This is a genomic window from Ignavibacteriales bacterium (genome assembly GCA_026390595.1).
GTDB lineage: Bacteria > Bacteroidota > Ignavibacteria > UBA10030 > UBA10030 > UBA9647.
Genome location: JAPLFQ010000022.1, coordinates 115,600 through 135,008 on the forward strand (window position 1 = coordinate 115,600; position 19,409 = coordinate 135,008).

At 54.1% G+C, this 19,409-nt stretch carries 18 protein-coding genes; 7 read left to right on the forward strand and 11 right to left on the reverse strand.

Going from position 1 to position 19,409, the window contains the following annotated elements; all coding sequences use genetic code 11:
- Positions 1-121: 121 nt before the first annotated feature.
- The 11 genes from NTU47_11880 to NTU47_11930 all read right to left on the reverse strand — a co-directional run bounded on the left by NTU47_11880 (position 122) and on the right by NTU47_11930 (position 11,277).
- Positions 122-1,777: a C69 family dipeptidase gene (locus tag NTU47_11880; GenBank protein ID MCX6134504.1), complete on the reverse strand. Its 1,656-nt coding sequence runs from the start codon at positions 1,775-1,777 to the stop codon at positions 122-124.
- Positions 1,778-1,828: 51 nt separating this feature from the next.
- Positions 1,829-2,989: a succinylglutamate desuccinylase/aspartoacylase family protein gene (locus tag NTU47_11885; protein MCX6134505.1), complete on the reverse strand. Its 1,161-nt coding sequence runs from the start codon at positions 2,987-2,989 to the stop codon at positions 1,829-1,831.
- Positions 2,990-2,996: 7 nt separating this feature from the next.
- Complete coding sequence (locus NTU47_11890; protein MCX6134506.1) at positions 2,997-3,152, reverse strand: hypothetical protein; 156 nt, start codon at positions 3,150-3,152, stop codon at positions 2,997-2,999.
- Positions 3,153-3,189: 37 nt separating this feature from the next.
- Positions 3,190-4,482 (reverse strand): hypothetical protein, encoded by a 1,293-nt coding sequence (locus NTU47_11895; protein ID MCX6134507.1) that lies wholly within the window; start codon positions 4,480-4,482, stop codon positions 3,190-3,192.
- Between the two features lie 3 nt (positions 4,483-4,485).
- Positions 4,486-5,088 (reverse strand): DUF6305 family protein, encoded by a 603-nt coding sequence (locus tag NTU47_11900; GenBank protein MCX6134508.1) that lies wholly within the window; start codon positions 5,086-5,088, stop codon positions 4,486-4,488.
- A gap of 11 nt (positions 5,089-5,099) precedes the next feature.
- On the reverse strand, positions 5,100-6,224 hold the full coding sequence (gene pgsW, locus NTU47_11905) for a poly-gamma-glutamate system protein (protein MCX6134509.1): 1,125 nt from the start codon (positions 6,222-6,224) through the stop codon (positions 5,100-5,102).
- Between the two features lie 3 nt (positions 6,225-6,227).
- The gene (pgsC, locus tag NTU47_11910; protein ID MCX6134510.1) at positions 6,228-6,665 is read right to left on the reverse strand and encodes a poly-gamma-glutamate biosynthesis protein PgsC; all 438 of its coding nucleotides are present in this window, start codon (positions 6,663-6,665) and stop codon (positions 6,228-6,230) included.
- Positions 6,655-7,800 carry a poly-gamma-glutamate synthase PgsB gene (gene pgsB, locus NTU47_11915; GenBank protein MCX6134511.1) on the reverse strand — a complete coding sequence of 382 codons (1,146 nt, stop codon included), beginning with the start codon at positions 7,798-7,800 and terminating at the stop codon, positions 6,655-6,657. Before pgsB ends, pgsC begins: the two co-directional genes overlap by 11 nt.
- 67 nt (positions 7,801-7,867) lie before the next feature.
- Positions 7,868-8,989, reverse strand: a complete 1,122-nt coding sequence (locus NTU47_11920; protein MCX6134512.1) for a restriction endonuclease, SacI family — start codon at positions 8,987-8,989, stop codon at positions 7,868-7,870.
- On the reverse strand, positions 8,974-9,837 hold the full coding sequence (locus NTU47_11925) for a DNA adenine methylase (GenBank protein MCX6134513.1): 864 nt from the start codon (positions 9,835-9,837) through the stop codon (positions 8,974-8,976). Before NTU47_11925 ends, NTU47_11920 begins: the two co-directional genes overlap by 16 nt.
- 315 nt (positions 9,838-10,152) lie before the next feature.
- Positions 10,153-11,277, reverse strand: coding sequence for an NAD(P)/FAD-dependent oxidoreductase (locus NTU47_11930; protein MCX6134514.1), 1,125 nt, complete (start codon positions 11,275-11,277; stop codon positions 10,153-10,155).
- Between the two features lie 308 nt (positions 11,278-11,585).
- Between NTU47_11930 and NTU47_11935 the strand changes: the two genes are divergently transcribed.
- The 7 genes from NTU47_11935 to NTU47_11965 all read left to right on the forward strand — a co-directional run bounded on the left by NTU47_11935 (position 11,586) and on the right by NTU47_11965 (position 19,347).
- A complete protein-coding gene (locus NTU47_11935; protein ID MCX6134515.1) occupies positions 11,586-12,404 on the forward strand; it encodes a hypothetical protein in 819 nt (272 codons plus the stop codon).
- A 323-nt stretch (positions 12,405-12,727) separates the two neighbouring features.
- Entirely contained in the window at positions 12,728-13,285 is a 558-nt protein-coding gene (locus NTU47_11940) for a manganese efflux pump MntP family protein (protein ID MCX6134516.1), read from the forward strand.
- 361 nt (positions 13,286-13,646) lie between these two features.
- Positions 13,647-14,123, forward strand: a complete 477-nt coding sequence (locus NTU47_11945) for a (2Fe-2S)-binding protein (GenBank protein ID MCX6134517.1) — start codon at positions 13,647-13,649, stop codon at positions 14,121-14,123.
- Position 14,124: 1 nt separating this feature from the next.
- Positions 14,125-16,284: a molybdopterin-dependent oxidoreductase gene (locus tag NTU47_11950; protein MCX6134518.1), complete on the forward strand. Its 2,160-nt coding sequence runs from the start codon at positions 14,125-14,127 to the stop codon at positions 16,282-16,284.
- Positions 16,285-16,681: 397 nt separating this feature from the next.
- Positions 16,682-17,680 carry an L-glyceraldehyde 3-phosphate reductase gene (mgrA, locus tag NTU47_11955; GenBank protein MCX6134519.1) on the forward strand — a complete coding sequence of 333 codons (999 nt, stop codon included), beginning with the start codon at positions 16,682-16,684 and terminating at the stop codon, positions 17,678-17,680.
- Between the two features lie 590 nt (positions 17,681-18,270).
- Entirely contained in the window at positions 18,271-18,768 is a 498-nt protein-coding gene (locus tag NTU47_11960) for a rubrerythrin family protein (GenBank protein ID MCX6134520.1), read from the forward strand.
- Positions 18,769-18,906: 138 nt separating this feature from the next.
- Positions 18,907-19,347 carry a cupin domain-containing protein gene (locus tag NTU47_11965; protein ID MCX6134521.1) on the forward strand — a complete coding sequence of 147 codons (441 nt, stop codon included), beginning with the start codon at positions 18,907-18,909 and terminating at the stop codon, positions 19,345-19,347.
- Positions 19,348-19,409 lie beyond the last annotated feature (62 nt).

Consider the following 19,409-nt stretch of genomic DNA (forward strand, 5'->3'; position numbering starts at 1 on the left):
CCATTCACAGTTCACAATTAAACACAAAGCCCACCCCGCGTTACGAGGTGGGCTTTGGTTACATAGCAAATGTTGATTAACGAACTACGAATGTAGAAGTTGGGGCGTGGATAGGAGGCGCCTAGAACCCCCCCGAGAACATGCCCCAGAACTGGTCCCCCAGCTCCCACCAGCGGACCATAGCGGCCCGGGCGGTCGTGTTGGTGTACGTAGTCAGAAATTCCCGCACCTTCTGGTGTCCCGCTTCCGAACCATCGCTTTTCAGCATCTCCTGAACGCGTTGTTCCAGCATCGGCAAATCCGACAGACCTTTCTGCTCAATCTCTGCTGCGGCTTTTTCCATGATGGGTCGTGTCCTCCCCCACATGATTGTCGCCAGCCGGTTCGCGCGACGGAACCACCACGTCGCTGCATCTTCGCGATATCTCTGCTGGCCGCATACCTCGAAGCTTTTTGGAAGCTCAAGGGCACCCGCGAAGATCGGGAACCGGGGACTTTGAGCCGGATTATCAAATGAGAACCACGCCACACCGCCGATTTCATTTGGCAGCCACCCGCGAAGCTGAACAACCTGTGAATAGGAGCATCGCGCGATTGCAATCGTCCGGGTCGGAGTCACCGCACCAGGCTTTAAGGTGTTCAGGAGCGTCATCAGTTCCCGACTCATCCAGGGGTTTCCCACAGGACTCTTGACCATCTCGGGCGCCTTTCCTGCGATGCTGTCCTTTACGAATTCCTCCCGCGAGCGCTGAAAGCGCGGGACCATGAAATTCTTGAGCATGTCGTTCTCAGTCCCCTCGTACGTCTCGTCATACATCTTCAAAACATCCTGCAATGATACCTTCTTCTCCGGCTTGATGCTGAACGGAAGCTCTTCCGATTCCATCGAAATATTCAACGATGGGGCAAAGCTCTTGAAAACATACAGCTCACGGGTTGAAAACGGCTTCCTGCCGCTGTACGCCTTCCAGAACTTGAACGTTTCTTTGCCGTCCCACCATTTCATCTCTTTTGCGAGGGAGAATACGTTTTCGGAGGCGAGGCAGTTGTCCGGGTCGTTGATGTTGATGTCACTGATGCGCGGGATGTTCGCGGAAACTCCGATGTGACCATCGGGAATCCTGACCGCAGCCCATACCGCCCCTTTCTCTGCCGGACCGCCGCCGAAGATTTCAAACTGCCAGACTTCCTTCGTGTCAGCAACGGTCAGACACTCTCCCCAATCTCCGTAACCGTATTTCGTGGCCAGGCTTCCCATCAGCTTGATGGCATCGCGGGCCGTCGTGCAGCGTTCGAGAGCGATCGCCTGCAACTCTTCGATCAGGAACCACCCTTCATCATTCCGCAGCTCATCGCGGCCGTTGATGGTAGTTTCACCGAACCCCAATTGCTTCTCGTTGAGGGACGGATACGCGACATTCACGTATGAGTACGTCTCTTCGACGTCGGGCACCTCGCCCTTGAGGATCTTACCGCGCATATCGGTCACAAATTCAGTGTGCAGGTTGCCCCAGTAGATCTTCTTCATCGCGCCCTTGTCGTGTTTCTTGTGTGGCACGATGTTGAGCCACGTCCGGTAGTTGCCGTCGCATGTGTGTCCTACCATGACGGACCCGTCCGTGGAAGCAAGCCGGCTCACCATGATGCTCGTGCATCCTTCATCGGTTTCAATTTGCTTTTTCTGCTGCGCGAGAGTCTGCGAGCAGATCGCCACAAACAGCAGCGAGAACAGAAGCACCAGGAGTTTCCGATGCCTTGGGTGCGTGAGGAGTTTCATTATTGTTTCCTTTCGGTGTTATCGAGTTGAGTCCCGAGTTGAACTATCTTCTCATTCAAACATCAGACGATCCGGTTTGGCCAGCGCCGGGTTATGGAGGAACGCGCCGATTCCCTTTTCGATTACTTCGGCGTAGCGCGGCACTTCGCCGCATACCATGGGCTTCTCCGGATGGGCTTCCGTCCAGCTGGCCATCGTCTGCAGAACGGCTGATGTGTGCCTTCCCACCCGAACATCGATTGGCCAGCCATTCTCATCGATCTTCTCGAACAGGAGTCCATGCTTGCCGGCCTTCACAACAAAGTCATCTTTTCCGGTCAACAATTGTTCCGTTGTCGTCTTACCCCTCGTGGCGTCGAGAAACGGCTCGGGGGCTTCGAACAGCAGCGAAATGGCGTCTGAGTGATCCCCGATCTCGCGGTGTGAAAGACCATGGAGGTTCTTTGGAGAAAACTCCATCCCCATCTTGAATCCTTCCATGTCCGTCAGGGTCATCGAGACAATGGTGGCAAGTTCCTGGCCTTTTTCATGTGCCACAATCGTGCTGATCACCGGGTATTGCAGCTCCGCTTCGTGCAAGTCGATGACAATGTCGACTTTCTCCTGCCTGATCATCTCGAGAAAAGCATAGGTGGTTTTCTCAGTCAGCGTTCCGTTCGGCCGGCCCGGCCAGCAGCGGTTCAGATTGCGACCGTCCATATAGGCAAGATATTGCCCGCTGGGATAATGAATATACACTTCGGGATCGGGCCATTGGTCGAGCGGATTTGACCACCGGTCGCCCATACGAAACGTCTGACCGCCCCACGGGGCCGGAATAGTGAACACAGGCGGATACGCGCCTCCGACGCGGGTGACCGTGGTTGCGCTGCGGTTGGCGCTCAGAACGACGATGAGCCGCCCCTTTTGCATCACAGCGTTTTCGGCGAAGAGCCAAGCGGCAAGCCGCCCCGCCGGTTCCTCAGCATGTGTCCCGCCGAGGATGCAGAGCGTCGCGCCCGGTTCCTTTCCTTCGAGCACATAGATGTTGCAGTCATTCGCTGTCCCCTCGATCGCAGGGAAATAGCTGCTCAGCTTCTGCACCCTCGTCACGCCGTTTCCGATGACGACCGGCTCCTTGAGGCGTCTGCTCTGATAGAAATCCATGCCCGAAAGAACGAGCAGGACTATTCCCGCAGAACACACAATGATCTTTCGAATCGAAGCGTTCATGCGAGGCTCACTTCACCATGAAAAGTCGGAGGAGGAAAGGAATCAGGACGATGACGTAGAGGATCTCCTTCTGCCATTCCTTTGTGTTGATCAGATTGTAGATCATCAAGGCGCTCACAAAGCCAACGAGTGCGTAGTAAATGACTGATACAATAAGTTCCATAAGAATTCCTGCGGCTATGACAAATCTGAATCTAGACCTAGAGACCCGTAAGGAAACCAAGCTGCTTACTGTAAACGACCATCAGTGTGCCGATCACCATCATGATTATCGCCGGAACGAGACACGCTTTGAGGAACTGACTGTACGGACCGTCGTACCCGGTGACGTCAATTGTCAGTCTTCCGATGATTGCTGTGGGCGGCAGTGCATCACCGAGCGGCCAAATGATGCTCATTCCTGCAAGGGCGACGATGGGGTTCAGGCCCATCGTATTAAAGAGCAGAACAAGCGGAACGCCGATCACCGGCGCGGCGCCCCACATCAACACTGCCTCGGACACCGGAAGCACGATGAAGAGTGACGCATAGACGACTGCGATCGGCAACGTCACCGTGGTCACTGCAAGCAAGCCCCGGACACCGGTGAGTGTCATGATCTGAACAAGAATCCCAACACACGTCAATGTGCCGAGAAGCGGCAGCAGCTGTTCGATCGTCCGGCGGGAAATCTGCAGGAAGTGGATCTTCTGCGGCGAGAGGATGTAGGACGTCAGCGCCGCACAGAGAAACATCAGCGGAAGGCCTGTGACAACCGTGGAATGAGGCCACGTCCTGCCTATGAAAATCAGGCCGAGAAATACAACGAAGGGCAGTATAATCTTCAACCAGTTCATCCCGGCAGGCGGCATCGGCAGTTCATCCAGCGCTTTGTCGAGATCGGCGGGAGCTCCTTTCCATCCGAGGTAGAAGATCGATATCAAACCAGCAATGAGACAGGGGAGCATCAACGGCCAGAAGAACCCGACATACGGCATGTTCACGCCCGCTGCCGTCATCATGGCCCAAAGGCTTATCGGAGGGGCCGCGGCGCTCAGTCCGGCAAGAATAAAGACAATCGCGGCAGTCTTCACCTTCGGCACTCCGAGCCCGAGCAATACGGTGGATACCATGCCGCCGGTAATGAGAACGGTGACGCTTCCGGCTCCGGTCAGCGCTCCCGGGATCAGGAGCAAGATCGTTAAAAGGACAAGGAGGATTGCGCGCTGATGACGGAACCGCCTGAACATCGCCCGGACCACAAAGGCAACGCCGCCCGACTCTTTCAGAATATTCATGAACAGCGTGGCGGTGATGAAAATCAGGTTGATGTCGAGATACGTCATCGCCCCTTCGGCGATGTGCCGGGGAGAGATCCCAAATCCTCCCGCGACGCACCCCGCAACGGCGGCGATGAACATCGAGATTTCGGTCGAGAGCTTCAAGAGTTTGGCGACGGCGTACGCCAGCACCATGACGCCGAGAATGATCAGGGCATATGTTGTGAGATCCATACGCTACTTCTGGTAGAGGTTTTTCAGGACGTCAGAGAGTTCCATGTTTTTCTCGAACGTCACGAGAGGGATCTTTTTTCCTGTGGAGATAGCGGTGAACCGTTTGTCTTCATCCCCGTCTTTTCGAACGAGGAGAAGATCCGACTGCGGACAGACTGCATCGATGGAGAGTTCATCAGAGTTGTCGCCGGGCGAAGCTCCCTGCGACCGACGCTCCATCCCTTCGACGTGGGCGCCCACGATCTTGATCCCCTGCTTCTTCGCTTCTGCGATCAGCTTCTTGATCCGATCGATCTCATCTTCCATGGATACTTTGGCTGCCCCCATTCCCTTCAGGCTCGCCCCTGTGACAATGATGAGGGACTTGAAGGGCTTTCCTTCTTTCTTTTTCGCTGCGAGATCGTTCACAGACGCAACCGTGTTGTACACATAGTCCATATTCAATCGGCCGAAGAATACCTTGATCTTCAGGGGACCGGGACTCTGACCGCACGACGTGAGAAGCACCGGCTGATCAAGCCTGACCGTCTGTTTTTGTGCCTGGGCCGGTGACATCACCAACCCTGCCAGGATCATACACAGAATGACACAGGAGAGACATTTCATGGCAGTATCCTTCAGGAATATTTTCGAAAAAAGGCTTTTCTGTAGTAAGCAACAATCAGAGTAACCGAAATGAAGTACGCCACCGCGAGTATCCATTCAGATCGGGAGGCAACGGAATGCACCAGGAAAATCCCGCCTCCCGAGACGGGCGGCAGAGGAATTGGATCCCACGGGAGACCGTATGCAAGAGCCAGCCCCTTGATATGCAGGAGGTGGACTACTGGAATATGGTGCTTGGACATCGCAAAAACAACTCCATGCGTCCTTTCATCCGAAGGAACTGTCATATGCGTATTCACCCCCGGCTCGAGATTAAGAATCAGAGGATTCGTTCCCATGTCCGCATAACTGCCTCCGATGTTCACGAACGCGGCAATTCTTCTTTTCGAGGACGGTCCGAAATATATGCGCATACGCTCGTCGACATTCTTCGAAAGGTCGGGTTCGTTCAGAAACGGGATACCTGACATTTGGATCTTCTCGATCAATTTGTTCCTGATTTCAGGCTCAAAGTCCGAACCGGAATCGTTCGCACCCCCGAGCGACACCGCCGCAGCAGGGAAATTGAGGTCAGTGCGGCGTCTGACCAGCTCGTAGATGTCAAGGAGCGTCTGGTCGACTCTTGTAGCTCCAAACGATGACGCCCCAATCGAAAGGATCACAACGGGATAGACACCCATGGCCTTCGCCGCCGACAACGTGGCCACAGCGAGAGCCGGAAACGAACCCGAGCACCCCACAGCGATTGTGTCGCCTGCACTGACGCCCGCTTCCCTTAGCAGTTGGACGAGCAGCGCGGCAGTATTCGGATTTGTCGTGGTTCGCTTCGCCTCGAGGCTGCCAAGCGTCGAGGTGAGTCCTGTATATTCTTCACCGATCAGGGAGGTATGATTCGGATCGATGGCATCGTCGAATCGGCCGCCGCATGAAACAAACTCTTCGCGGACTACAGAAATTGCCCGCTCCATCGTTGCGGCCGCAGTTCCTCCTGCTCCGGCCCCTCCCAAGACTCGCTCCGTGGAAAAGAGTTTTGCGAGCGCGAACGCGGCGAGACTCACCAGCGTCAGGAGTAGCAGCGCGCGATGATTTGGAGCAAGTGAAAAACTGCGGGGCCGTGTGCCTGGCGATTCAGTCACGATTCAGCCGACCATCCCAAAAATCCTGCCGATCAGGTAAACAGCCACGGTGACGGTCACAATACCCGCCGAGGTCGGAAGGATCCCCTGGCGCTGGAAATTATTCGCGATCAGTCCGGGCACGACCCAGCCAATGACTCTGAATTGAAGCGCGGCAGGATACAGCAACGGAAAGAATTGAATCCAGCAGAACGTCCAGACTGCTCCGGTCAGCACCATGAAGACGAACATTCTTTTTCCGAAAATGATGAGGTATCGCGACGCGATCTTGTAACAGGCATAGGTGAGCAGTGCAGCGGCGATTGTTCCAAGTAATCGGGTTGGCTGATTGATGAACAAGACGAGATAGCTCGGGACGATGATTCCCCCCGGATAAAATCCCGTGATTCCGGCAAAAAGAAGGGACGCCAGAAGTGCGACAAAGATCAGCTCAGTGTCCATATTCTTCACCTACGTGCTGCCAGTGATCAACCAATGCATGTCCCATCCCACCGATGTTTCCGAACCCGAAAAGGACTCCCCCTTCCTCCATTGTTTCAGTCACGGCGTCGGTGAGTTTCTTCGCATCGGAATGCGGGAGCACGGTTACCGAATGTATGTTTCTTCTGAGAACGTTGGCATGACCGTCAATCGCATAGATCCTCTTGAAACGTGATGCCGCACCTTCGTGCAGCGATTCGATCCATTGTATCGTCCTGTCGGCCCGGTCATGCCGGAGATTGAGAAGCCCGGAAAACGATGACGGCGCGGCCGACAGGGCCCGAGCAACTTGATCATAGATTATCATCGTCGAATCAGGGTCATTCGCAGCGAAAGCATTCACGAGAAAAACGGTCTTGCCGCTGACCTTGTGTTTCCAGATTCTCAGCTTTCCGATGTCGTAGGGGACATTCTCCATGCCTCGCGCCAGTACTTCATCCGCCACGCCGAGATCTTTCGAAACTGCCGTCACAAGATCCATGTTCTCGGCGAACTCAGTTGCACCCAGTCGGGTGTTTTCCTTTGCGACTGGCAGGACACGTACCACGATCGGGCCTTCCTGCGAGGAAAGAAAAAGAGGCGCATACTCTTCCGGAACATAGACCGAGGAGCCGCGGGGAAGCGCCTTCGTAAACACGCTTGCGATCTCCGGCCCGGTTTCGCCCATTGCCTCGACATGGTCCCGCCGGACGTTTGTCACCACAACGATATCGGGTTTGAGAATTTGCTGCGCTTCGACGAGATGGTTTTCGGGGCGGATGCTCATGATTTCCACGACGACGTAGTCCACGTTCAGATCTGCCGCTTTCTTCAGGATTTTTTTCTGCTCGAGAATCGAGACGACCCCGCGCCGCGGGATATCCTGTATCGATCCATCCGGAAGCACAAGCTGGGCCTGCGAACCTGTCGTTTTCGCAAGCACGCGGCGGCCATCTTCGCGCAATACTGAGGCAAGCATGCGGACCACGCTGGATTTGCCACGGGTCCCGGTTACTGCAATCACCAACGGAATCGAGCGGCGCAACTTATTCAAGACTACGCGTTCGTAGACAAGGTAGAGCAGGAACAAGACCAGGAAAATCAGAGGAATTGTCACGATGATTCTGGGGAATACTGGGTGGGAGAATTCGAGAGGCGAAAGAACTGCACGTTGTTACGGAACCTCAAGATTGTAGAAGCAGACTTGCCCAAGCTTTTCTGTGGGGGATTGGAGAAGACGCCCAATCAAGTTCCCTCCCAACTTCGTGAAGATACTCCACCCTTCCGGTTTCACCAAGAAGGATAAGTATGCTTTTCGCGAACGCAACGATATCTGTAACATAGACGTTCTGACCGCTCCCAAATTCGTGCGCAATTCGCTGTTCGACCGCATTGACTTCTGAGATCTCAATCCCACCCTGGGCCAAGAACATTAGTTCATTGATTTTCTTTGATCGCGCCGTCGCTAATTTAGTATCCAACTGCACCAACGTCAATGTCCTGTCTTTGACCTCAACGATGAGAACTATCTTTCCTTGCCTGCAACATTCGATGTCACCCGCCATCCCTGATGAAACGTCTGCTACGTTCACCGTTTGACGGCGGACTTCATCGTACAAGTTGAAAGCCTTACCCATCACGCGAAAGAGAGCTGTCACGAGGGCTTCCAATCTATCCCCGCCTGATCTTGCGGTTAGGAATTCTGCCATCACATTCAGTGTGCTCGAGAGGCTTATCCTGTTGGGCACCGGATAAGTCACCTTCACGTCGTCAAGCATACTGTAAATGATGAACAGAATCTGATCAAAAATCACTTTGGTAAACTTTGAGTCGTCCTTTTCCTGAACCGTTCCCAACACTCCCACAAGTCTGTCCCAATCCACTTTGTTCTTCTGATTGGACCTGTTCTTGTCGGTGATTGAGTCGCAGCGCAATGGGTTGTTCACATATGGCTCAGTAGAGCCACCGAGGACTTTATGATTCCTGACGTCAAATGGAACGATCACTTCGTGCGCTATGCTTCTAGCATCAAAAGAGCCAGGCGAGTCAAACGATTTTTGGATTGAACGACAGTCAAGATTGGGATCCACACACTTGCAGAGGACCTGGGTTGGCAAAACGTATCGGTACGTTTTCGTGGAGCTTCTTAGACAAGCACTTATGTCTTCCTTCAGCTTCTGGTGTTCGCTTATTAACGGCTCTACTATACCTCCCTCGGTCCGGAGAGCTTCCATTTCGGTCCACCGGAGATTCAAGAAGTCAACACACTCTTGTGAGAAAGATACGTATTCTACTTTTTTGGCCATCTGTAGTTTGTCCACAACACTTCAGTTCGGTCAGCCTTAATAGACAGTGCCTTCTTCGTTCTAGCTGTATGAACATGCCAACCCTTGTATAGTCGATCCATCAATTCACACTTGTATCCAGAGACCGCCACCTTTCCCTTGACCGTTTTCAGAAGAGCCGCTAGCCTTTCGTGGTCCCCATCTTTCATTTCGAAACCATAAGCCTTGGAATCTCCCCTTGATTCGTGAGGATACGGGGGATCACAATAGAATAATGTCTCTTTGCTGTCGTATCGCCGAATGACATCGAGCGCATGATCGTTTTCAATCTGAACTCGGAGAAGCCTTGATGCGATATACTCCAAAGCTTCAACGCTGCCCAACCATCTGGACACTGCACCAGCCATCCCGGCCCGAGAAGTTGCGAGGCAATTCGCCCATCTTCCAACGGACGCAGTCTGAGCAAGTCCAGTTCTGACTTGTCGGGCTCGTACGAAGAACCTCCTTGCTCTCTCGATCTCGGAGAGATCTCTCCCGTTGCCATTAGACTCTATCGCGATTTGAAACTCCTCGCGAGAAAACGGAGTCATTCCAATTGAATAAATAAGTTTCTCTTTTTCCTTCCGTAGGACCTTAAAGAAATTAACTACTTCTCCGTCAACGTCATTGTATGTTTCGACCGGTGAAGGCCTTTTATTAAGGAGAACAGCTGCCGACCCTCCAAATGGTTCACAGTAGTGAACGGATTCGGGGAGAAGTGGCAGAAGCCAATCTAAGTGGCTGAATTTTCCTCCATACCAGCCAAATGCGATCAGTTTCTTTTGCCTACTTTGAATCGGCCTATCGCTTCTCAATACCAGTTGGGACATTGATTTCTCCTTCTGAATCCAATATATCGCATCTTCGCAAAGGTATCAAGAAGAGAGATAGAATTCGCTTGGCAAACTCGGTTCTCAGTCCTTGGATCCTACACCTTGTTGTCCGCCCATCGTTTCTTGACTCTGGCTGATCTTTGGTGAACTGAGGATTATTCAAGCGAGGTTGGGAGATCTCCCGACGAGCATGGGGGCCTCGCTTCCTCCCTCACCATTCATTCCCGTTCATGAGCCCCGCCCAACCGTGTTGTTTGAACAGGGTGGTCTACTTATGAAGATTCACAAGCGGTATCGAAGCGTGTATGCGGACTACAAGAGGAGTTTTTCAACATACCTCGCTATCGCAGCGGAAGCAGTCAGCGCAGGAGATTCCATACCGATCAGGTTAATGAAGCCCTCCAACCCCCTCTCCTTTTCATGCACGATGACCCAATCTTTCTCCGGCTCCCCTTTTCGCTGCAGCTTGGGTCTGATGCCGCTCATGTCGGGTACAATGTCCTCATCCGTAATGGAAGGAAGGATTTTTCGCACGGACTCTGCGAACACCGCTCGTTTCGATTCCGCCACCGAATAGTCGGTGTTCAGCTCGTCCATGTAATCCGTGTCAGGACCCATGCGGAGGCGCCCGCCGGTATCGATGACAACGTGGACACCGAGCGTTTCCTTGTTGGGAACCGGGTATACGAGCCGTGAGACAAGTTTTGCCTTGGAGGAGACGACAGAGAAATACGACCCTTTCGCATACACCATGCGATACCCGGCTTTGTCGATATCGATGCCCGCCAGCGCTGCAACACGATCAGAATAAAGGCCCGCGGAATTGATCACCTTCTCACTCGTGAACGTGGATCGCTGCCCCCCTTCGCTCACCGTGATCGCATACTCTCCCCCACTCTTCTCAATTCCCACTACTTCGCAATGATGCTGCACTGTGACTCCATTGTTGACTGCGATTCGATAGTAACAATCCATCAGCTCGTGTGCGCTAACAATACCAGTCGTCGGCGAAAAGATCGACCCGACCGTATTGATGTGTGGTTCAAGCTTCAACGTCTGTTCCTTCGTGAGCATCTCAAGGGGAACGCCGTTCTTCCTCCCGATCTGCAATGTCTCTTCGAGAATCTTCATCTCACGCTCATTCGTCGCCGTAATGAGCTTCGTGATCCGGTTATGCCCCACGTCGTGCTTCCTGCAGATCGCATAAAGCTCGTCCCGCCCCTCGACACAGAGCGTGGCTTTGAGCGAACCCGGATTGTAGTAAATGCCGGCGTGAATCACCTCGCTGTTCCGGCTGGAAGTCTCCATGCCGTACTTTTCGTTCTTCTCGAGGATGAGCAGGTTGGGATGTTTTTCCGAAAGCCGGGCGGCAACCGCCAGGCCAACAACTCCGGCACCGATTACAGCTACTTCAAAATCGGCCATAGTGAGGGTCAAGTCTGGATTGTTCCACATTCGTTGACAGCGTATGGAATAGTACCAAAAAACCAAACGAAACGACAGGACAAATCCGGCGTCACCACACATATCACGATCGTGAACATCCCGTGGTCCTTCCGCCTGCTGCTTACCGCCGGCTGCTTCCTGTCCTCGGTCGCGAACATTCCGAGATTAGTCTGCCTGCTGCCCGCTGCAGGCTGTTTTCTGTTTTACTCTTTCCTCATTCATTGCTACTATGGATTGCGACTGTATCTGGGAGCGAGTTTCCCAATTCACTCCCACAAAATCGGAATGAAAGGGACCTGATGAGAATAGCTTTGATTCAGCAACGCGCAACCAACGACAAAGCAGCCAATGTCCGAAAGGGCCTGCAGGCAGCGGAAGAAGCCGCCAGGCAAGGTGCCCAACTTATTTGCTTTGCCGAGCTCGCCTTTGAGCCCTTCTATCCGCAGGAGATAGCATCCGGCAATGTCGCTGACCTGGCCGAGGCCATTCCCGGTCCGACAACTGAAGCCTTCCAAACGCTCGCCCGGAAATACCGCACAGCGTTCGTTCTCAATCTTTTCGAGCGGGATGGAGAACGAACATACGATACGTCGCCGGTCATTGCGAGCGACGGAGCGTTACTGGGCAGAACGCGCATGATTCATGTGACCGACTACACATGCTTTCACGAGAAGGGATACTATGCGCCGGGTGACAGCGGAGCGCCGGTCTACGGCACGGAATTCGGCAGAGTTGGTGTCGCCATCTGCTATGACCGGCATTACCCGGAATACATGCGCGCACTGGCCCTCGCAGGCGCCCAGATTGTCGTTATTCCACAGGCAGGGGCTGTTGACGAGTGGCCCGAGGGACTGTACGAAGCCGAGATGCGTGTCGCGGCGTTCCAGAACGGATATTTCACCGCGCTCTGCAATCGTGTCGGCAAGGAGCCGAAGCTGGAATTCGGAGGCGAGTCGTTCGTCTGCGATCCCGACGGACGAGTCATTGCACGCGCAGGAAAGGGACGCGAGGAGATACTCTTCTGCGATCTCGACCTGAGTATGATCGAACGATCACATGCACAGAAACTTTTTCTGCGTGACCGACGACCGGAGCTGTACGGGAAATGGCTTAAGTGACTCCCGGGCCAAATCCTCCGCCGGAGGCGCCAGCCCGCCGCATTGAGTTCTTGAGGCCGGCAGGGATCCACCTTTGGCGGAGAAATCCGAATATCGCCTGCCGGCAGGCAGGAAACACGAAACAAATTCTAGATCCGAAAAACAAAGTTGACGCGGCGAAATGCGGGGCGGGCAGGCAGGTGAAGCCATGAACCTGCTGATCTATGATTTCGAGCATCGGATTTGTTTCGGATTTCGTTTTTCGTGCTTCGAGTTCAGCGCCTCGAATTTGATTGGGATTTAGCATTTCGTATTTCGGATTTTGAAATAGACTGAGCGCTACAATGAGCAATCTCGAAAGCCTCATCCTTGCGTTTTCACTGTCTCTTGACGCAATGGCCGTCGCGCTGGCGTTGAGCGCAGCAGGTCATCTCGGCAACACGCGTGCAAAGTTCCGTATCGCATTCCACTTCGGCCTCTTTCAGTTCCTGATGCCGGTTGCCGGCTGGGCCATTGGGACCCGGATCGAGCCTTACATCAAGTTGTTCGATCACTGGATCGCTGCCGGCCTTCTTGCATTCGTGGCCATACGTATGATCCGATCCGCGAACGAGCCCCCCGACACGCGGTCGGCAAATGACCCCAGTCGCGGATGGACCCTCGTGACGCTTTCAACCGCCACAAGCATCGATGCACTCGCTGTCGGACTCGGACTCGCCGCACTCCGGATTTCCGTCTGGTATCCAAGCGTCGTTATCGGACTCATTACACTGGCGCTCTCGACACTCGCGATCTTGCTGGGCGAGCGGGCCGGAAGCAAGCTCGGCAAGCATGGTCAAATCCTGGGAGGAATCGTCCTTCTCCTGATAGCTCTCAAGATCGTTGTCACCCACAATCCCTAGCTGCATCCTGAGGGGCGAGATCCTCTCGCGGTCATATCTCCCGACAGGTTGCACTTCCTCCCTTTCGCTCTAATCACCGTCCGGGCAACAATTTACCATTGGTGACGCCGCGACCTTTTTCCGTGAACAAGAGAAGCTGGCTCCGCACTACCAGCCTTGAGGTTTGATGAGGAAATAGTACATTTGGGAAGACCTTGGTGATGCGTTCAGAGTACTCGGAGGTCTGTCCTGCGGGTTCAAAAAGCAGGAACAGGAGTAATCCTACCAAGCGATTGAGAGGCCAACGCCCGGAAGAATAGACCTTCGTGGTAGTTTCACTCTTTGTGTCTTCGTGGTTTATTTCAAGATCGAGGAGTACATCATGACAGAGACCATCCAATTCAAACTCAACGGCAAATCCGTGCAACTGACCGCCGACACAGATCGCATGCTTCTGTGGGTTCTCCGGACCGATTTGGGGTTGACGGGGACGAAATTCGGTTGCGGCGAGAGCTTCTGCGGGGCGTGCACTGTCCTCGTCAACGAGCTTGCAGTTCGATCATGCTCTACCCCCCTCAAGTACGTGCACAACACGGAGGTTGTCACCATCGAAGGACTCTCGAAGGACGGAAAACTCCACCCCTTGCAGAAAGCGTTTATGGACCACGACGCCCTTCAATGCGGCTACTGCACACCGGGCATGATCATGAACGCATACTCCCTGCTCAAGAAACATCCGCAGCCGTCGGATGCGGAGATCGTCGAAGGGATGGACGACAACTTCTGTCGCTGCGGAGCGCATCCTCGTATCGTGCAGGCGATTCACGCAGCCGCCAAAGACCTGAGAGGAGGGCTCTGAGATGAACAACGATGAACACACAGGCCTCGAGTTTCTCGAACAGCCATCCGGCAATGATCTCACCCGACGCGATTTCTTCAAATCGGCAGGAGGCGGCATCTTCCTCCTCTTCACCATTGGAGATTCACTGTTCGCAGGCCAGGAGAGACAAGGGAGACCACAACGTGGAGTTCCTACCGACTTCAATGCATTCCTGAAAATCGGTGAGGATGGACGCGTTTCATGTTATGTGGGAAAGATCGAAATGGGCCAGGGCGTCGTCACTTCGCTCGGACAAATGCTCGCGGATGAACTTGATGTGCCGCTCGAGTCTGTGGACATGGTCATGGGCGACACAGACTTGTGTCCATGGGACATGGGGACGTTCGGCTCGTTGTCGACGCGCTCCTTCGGACCTTCGCTGCGTAAGGCCGGCGCAGAAGCGCGGCAAGTCATGCTGGAACTCGGCTCCGAACATCTCAAAGTCCCGATTGACCGCCTTACGGCGGAGAACGGTTTCGTGCTCGATGCGGCCGACAGGAAGAACAAAGTCTCGTACGCTCAGCTCGCCAAGGGAAAGAAGATCGAACGCCGCCCCACCGGAACGGTGAGCGTCAAGAAACCCGGCGAATTCAAGATCATGAACAAGTCGCTGGTTCGGAGAGATGCGCAGGAGAAGGTGACCGGCAAGGCGAAATACGCCGGCGACATCCAGCTCCCCGGTATGCTCCATGCCAGGATCCTCCGGCCGCCTGCCCACGACTCCAAACTTGTCAGCGCTGATATTTCCGAAGCGAAACAGGTGGACGGCGTGCAGGTGATCAAAGAAGGGGACTTCATCGCCGTCCTGCATGCGCATCCTGATGTTGCCGATGCCGCACTCTCGAAAATTCAGGCGAAGTATGATACGCCGAAAACCGATCTCGACGACAAGAACATCTTCGACCACCTTCTGAAGGTCGCTCCTGCGGGAAAAGTGGTCGCGAAGGATGGAAACCTCCAGGCAGGAGAAAGCGGAGCAAAGACAGTTGTCGAAGCCACGTATTTCAATGACTACGTGGCGCATTCGCCGATGGAGCCGCACACGGCCGTTGCTCAGGTCGTAGGGGGCAAAGCAACCGTGTGGGCTTCGACCCAGAACCCTTTTACCGCAAAAGAGGAGATCGCAAAAGAGCTCGGCTTCCCGTCCGAAGACGTCAGAGTGATCACTCCGTTTGTTGGCGGCGGCTTTGGCGGGAAGACGCGCAACCTCCAGGCAGGCGAAGCCGCGCGGCTGTCGAAGCTGACGGGGAAACCGGTGCAGGTGGCGTACAACAGAAGAGAAGAGTTCTTCTACGATGCCTTCCGCCCGGCAGCGGTGGTGAAAATAAAATCGGGAATCACCGACAAGGGAAAGATCAGTCTTTGGGATTACCATGTTTATTTTGCGGGCGAGCGGGGATCGCAGATGTTCTACGACATTCCGAACCACAGCACGATTGCTTACAACTCGAGCTGGGTGGGAGCACCGGGATCGCATCCGTTCGTCACCGGCCCGTGGCGTGCGCCCGGGAACAATACAAACTCCTATGCGCGAGAAATGCAGATCGACATCATGGCGGAGAAGGCGGGAATGGATCCGGTTAAATTTCGCCTGCAGAACATGGCGAACAAGAAGATGCTCGGAGTCCTGAAGGCAGCCGCGGAGAAATTCGGATGGAAGCCAGCCAAGTCACCCAGCGGACGGGGATTCGGCGTGGCCTGCGGCGTGGACGCAGGGACGTTTGTGGCATCGATCGCCGAGGTTGAAGTGAACAAATCGACAGGCGGCGTACGTGTCAAGAGAGTCGTCTGCGCTCAGGACATGGGATTGGTCATCAACCCCGAAGGTGCCACGATCCAGATGGAGGGGTGCATCATGATGGGGCTCGGCTACGCGCTGACAGAGCGGGTGAAGTTCAAAGGTGCCGAGGTTCTTAATCACAACTTCGATTCGTACGAGATACCGAAATTCTCATGGCTGCCAAAGATAGAGACTGTCATTCTTGACGACAAGGGGGCCGATCCGCAGGGGGGCGGCGAACCTGCGATCGTCATCATGGGAGCCCTCATCGCCAACGCCATCCATGACGCGGTCGGAGTCCGGCTTTATCAGCTTCCCATGACTCCGGAGAGAATCAAAGAAGCTTTGAAAAAAGGCTAGGATCTCACGACTGCCCGAAAGGGAAAGAGGGGACTTGCCATAACCGTGTCATCTGAGTGTAAGGAAACGGCACACTGATAACACAGAAGAAATACGAGATAATCACAGTTTGAACACTCAGTGGAAATCATTTAGCATCAGCGTCATCAGTGTGCAGTACAATGATGGAGTGCATCACTTTTAGGAACTCGAGAATCCCTACGCTGGTCAGCAATCTCCAATCTGCTCCCTCCAAATCTGCAAATTGACAATTTGAAGTCTGCAATTTCTTTCGTACAGTCGAGAGGGCTGGAGCGAGCGGCATCGACGTCCTCGGCCGCTTGCGTGACGGTAGCCCTTGGTGAATAATGAATCACAAACATTCGAATATTGAATATCGAAGGGGTTGGAGACAACGATGACACACTATGCTCCATCAGAAACGCGATATGATTCAATGAAGTACAACAGATGTGGACGCAGCGGACTGAAGCTGCCGGCGATTTCGCTGGGACTGTGGCACAACTTTGGCGGCGTGGACACACTTGAGAACATGCGAGCAATACTCCGCCGCGCATTCGATCTCGGCATCACGCACTTCGATCTGGCAAACAACTACGGCCCTCCCCCCGGTTCCGCTGAAGAGAACTTCGGCAGAATATTGCGCGATGATCTGCGTCCCTTCCGCGACGAGATGATCATTTCAACGAAAGCCGGCTACCTCATGTGGCCTGGGCCGTACGGCGAATGGGGTTCACGAAAATACATGCTCGCAAGCCTCGACCAGAGCCTCAAGCGTATGGGGCTGGAGTATGTCGATATCTTCTACCATCATCGCACCGATCCCGAAACCCCGCTCGAAGAATCCATGGGGGCGCTCGACACGGCCGTCCGGAGCGGCAAAGCACTCTATGCCGGGATATCCAACTATCCCCATGACCTCACGCGAAAAGCGCATCAGATTCTGCAGGATCTCGGGACACCGTGCCTTATCCATCAGCCTGTCTACAACATGTTCAACCGTTGGGTCGAAAGCGATTTGCTGCGCACTCTCGACGAGGACGGGATAGGGTGCATTCCCTTCTCCCCTCTCGCGCAAGGCCTGCTGACAAACAAGTACCTCAACGGAATCCCGCCCGACTCCAGGGCCGGCAAGCCGCATGGATTTCTCAGACCTCATCAGATCACGGATGACAAGGTCGCGAAGGTCCGTCGACTGGATGAACTCGCTCAGACCCGCGGTCAGACGCTGGCCCAGATGGCGCTTGCGTGGATACTCAGGCATCCTCAGATTACCTCCGCTCTTATTGGCGCGAGCAGCATTGCCCAGGTGGACGACGCGGTTGGAGCGTTGAAGAAGCTGGCCTTCTCAAGCGATGATTTGCAGGTGATTGACAAAATTCTGGCAACCAGTTGATTTTTGCCCAGACGCGATGTCTCGGGTGCCATCTTCAAAAAGATCTATCGTAGTAGTGATTGTCTTGGTTTCTAACGCAGAGACTATTTCCTGGTGAGAGCTTGAAAAGGGACAAACCACTCTCCCCAACACAAAAGCAGCCGCACTGAGGGGACTGTTCAATCTTCTGAAAGGATTCAGGCCAAGACTCCAGGAATCATGCGTCCCCTCTCGTGTGAAGGGACGCGGGGTGCGAGAGGGGAACGAGGGGTGTGTGCTCTTGACGAGTAAAATGGAAGATCATTGCACACACCCCTGACATCCCCTCTCCCTTGCGCACAAGCGATCGCACAGAGGGGACTGCTGAAACTCAGAGAAGGATTAGATCGACGCGCGAACCAAGGAATTGCGAGTCCTCTCGATGATGAGCACGCCGGTACGACGAGCTCGTCAGGCGTTTGGCGTGAAATCCAGGCGGCGCTTTCTGGACTCCCGACAATAACGTTCGGGAGTGACAAGTTGTTTTTGAGATGAAATATGGCATCTGGCTAACACGATCCTAACTGCGCACCGAAGCACATTCACAGAGCAAACAAACAGGGAGAAGCACAATGACAACAACGATCGACAATTTAAAGGAAGCTTTCGCCGGCGAAAGCCAGGCGAACCAGAAATACCTCAGCTTTTCCAAGAAGGCCGAGCAGGATGGATTCAAGAACATCGCGAAACTCTTTCGCCTGACCGCAGAGGCTGAGAAAATCCACGCTGAAGGACATTTCAAATCGCTTGATGGCGTTGGCTCCACGGCACAGAATCTTCAGGCAGCCATCGACGGCGAGACCTACGAATACACGAAGATGTACCCCCCGATGCTGCAGCAGGCGGAAACGGACGGACACAAAGCCAAGCGGATGTTTGCTTATGCAGTCGAAGCCGAGGCAGTTCACGCGAAACTGTACGCTATGGCACTCGAAGCGGTGAAACAGGGGAAGGATCTGACAAACGTGGAGTTCTATCTGTGCACCGTATGCGGTTACATCGAGATCGGGAAGCCCGCAAACGACTGCCCGATCTGCGGGGCAAAAGCGGAAAAGTTCATTACGCTATAGATCCTCGCTCATTATTGACTGCTCAGTTCGAACTTCTGTAGCAAACGATACCCCCGCCTGTAAATCTCAAGGAGATTGGCAGGCGGGGGTTCATATCAAAAAATCTCCGAACTTTCATTTCTTGCTCAGGAAATAGACATGCGATTTCAGAAAATGACCCGGCTTCCTCAATTCCTCACACGTTTTGCCCTCCTCTTTGCCTGTGCCCTTGCAACTGCGGCCCAAACTGCGATTGGTCAAACGGTGCCGGCAAAGCCAAGCCCCGTCGTCATCGACTTGAAAATGACTTCGTCCGAGTATCAGGAAGTCCTTGGCGGGCCGCCGAAAAGTGTAAGCATGGAATCCGGGCTCGTGACGCTAGCCCCATCAAAGTCGGGTCAGAAACACTCGACAAAGAAATACGAAGAAGTCCTGGTTGTTTTTTCCGGCACCGGCGAAATGCGAATTACGGGGAAACCGTCCTTGAACCTCAAGCCGAATGTCGTCGCGTACTGCCCGCCAATGACGGAACATTATATCGTCAGCACCGGCTCTGAACCACTGAGGTACCTTTACGTTGCATCGAAGGCACTGCAATAGGAATCAGGTATCGCGCTCTGACGCGGCGCGCTAACAGCTCATCAAACCAGGCCTTGGGGCTC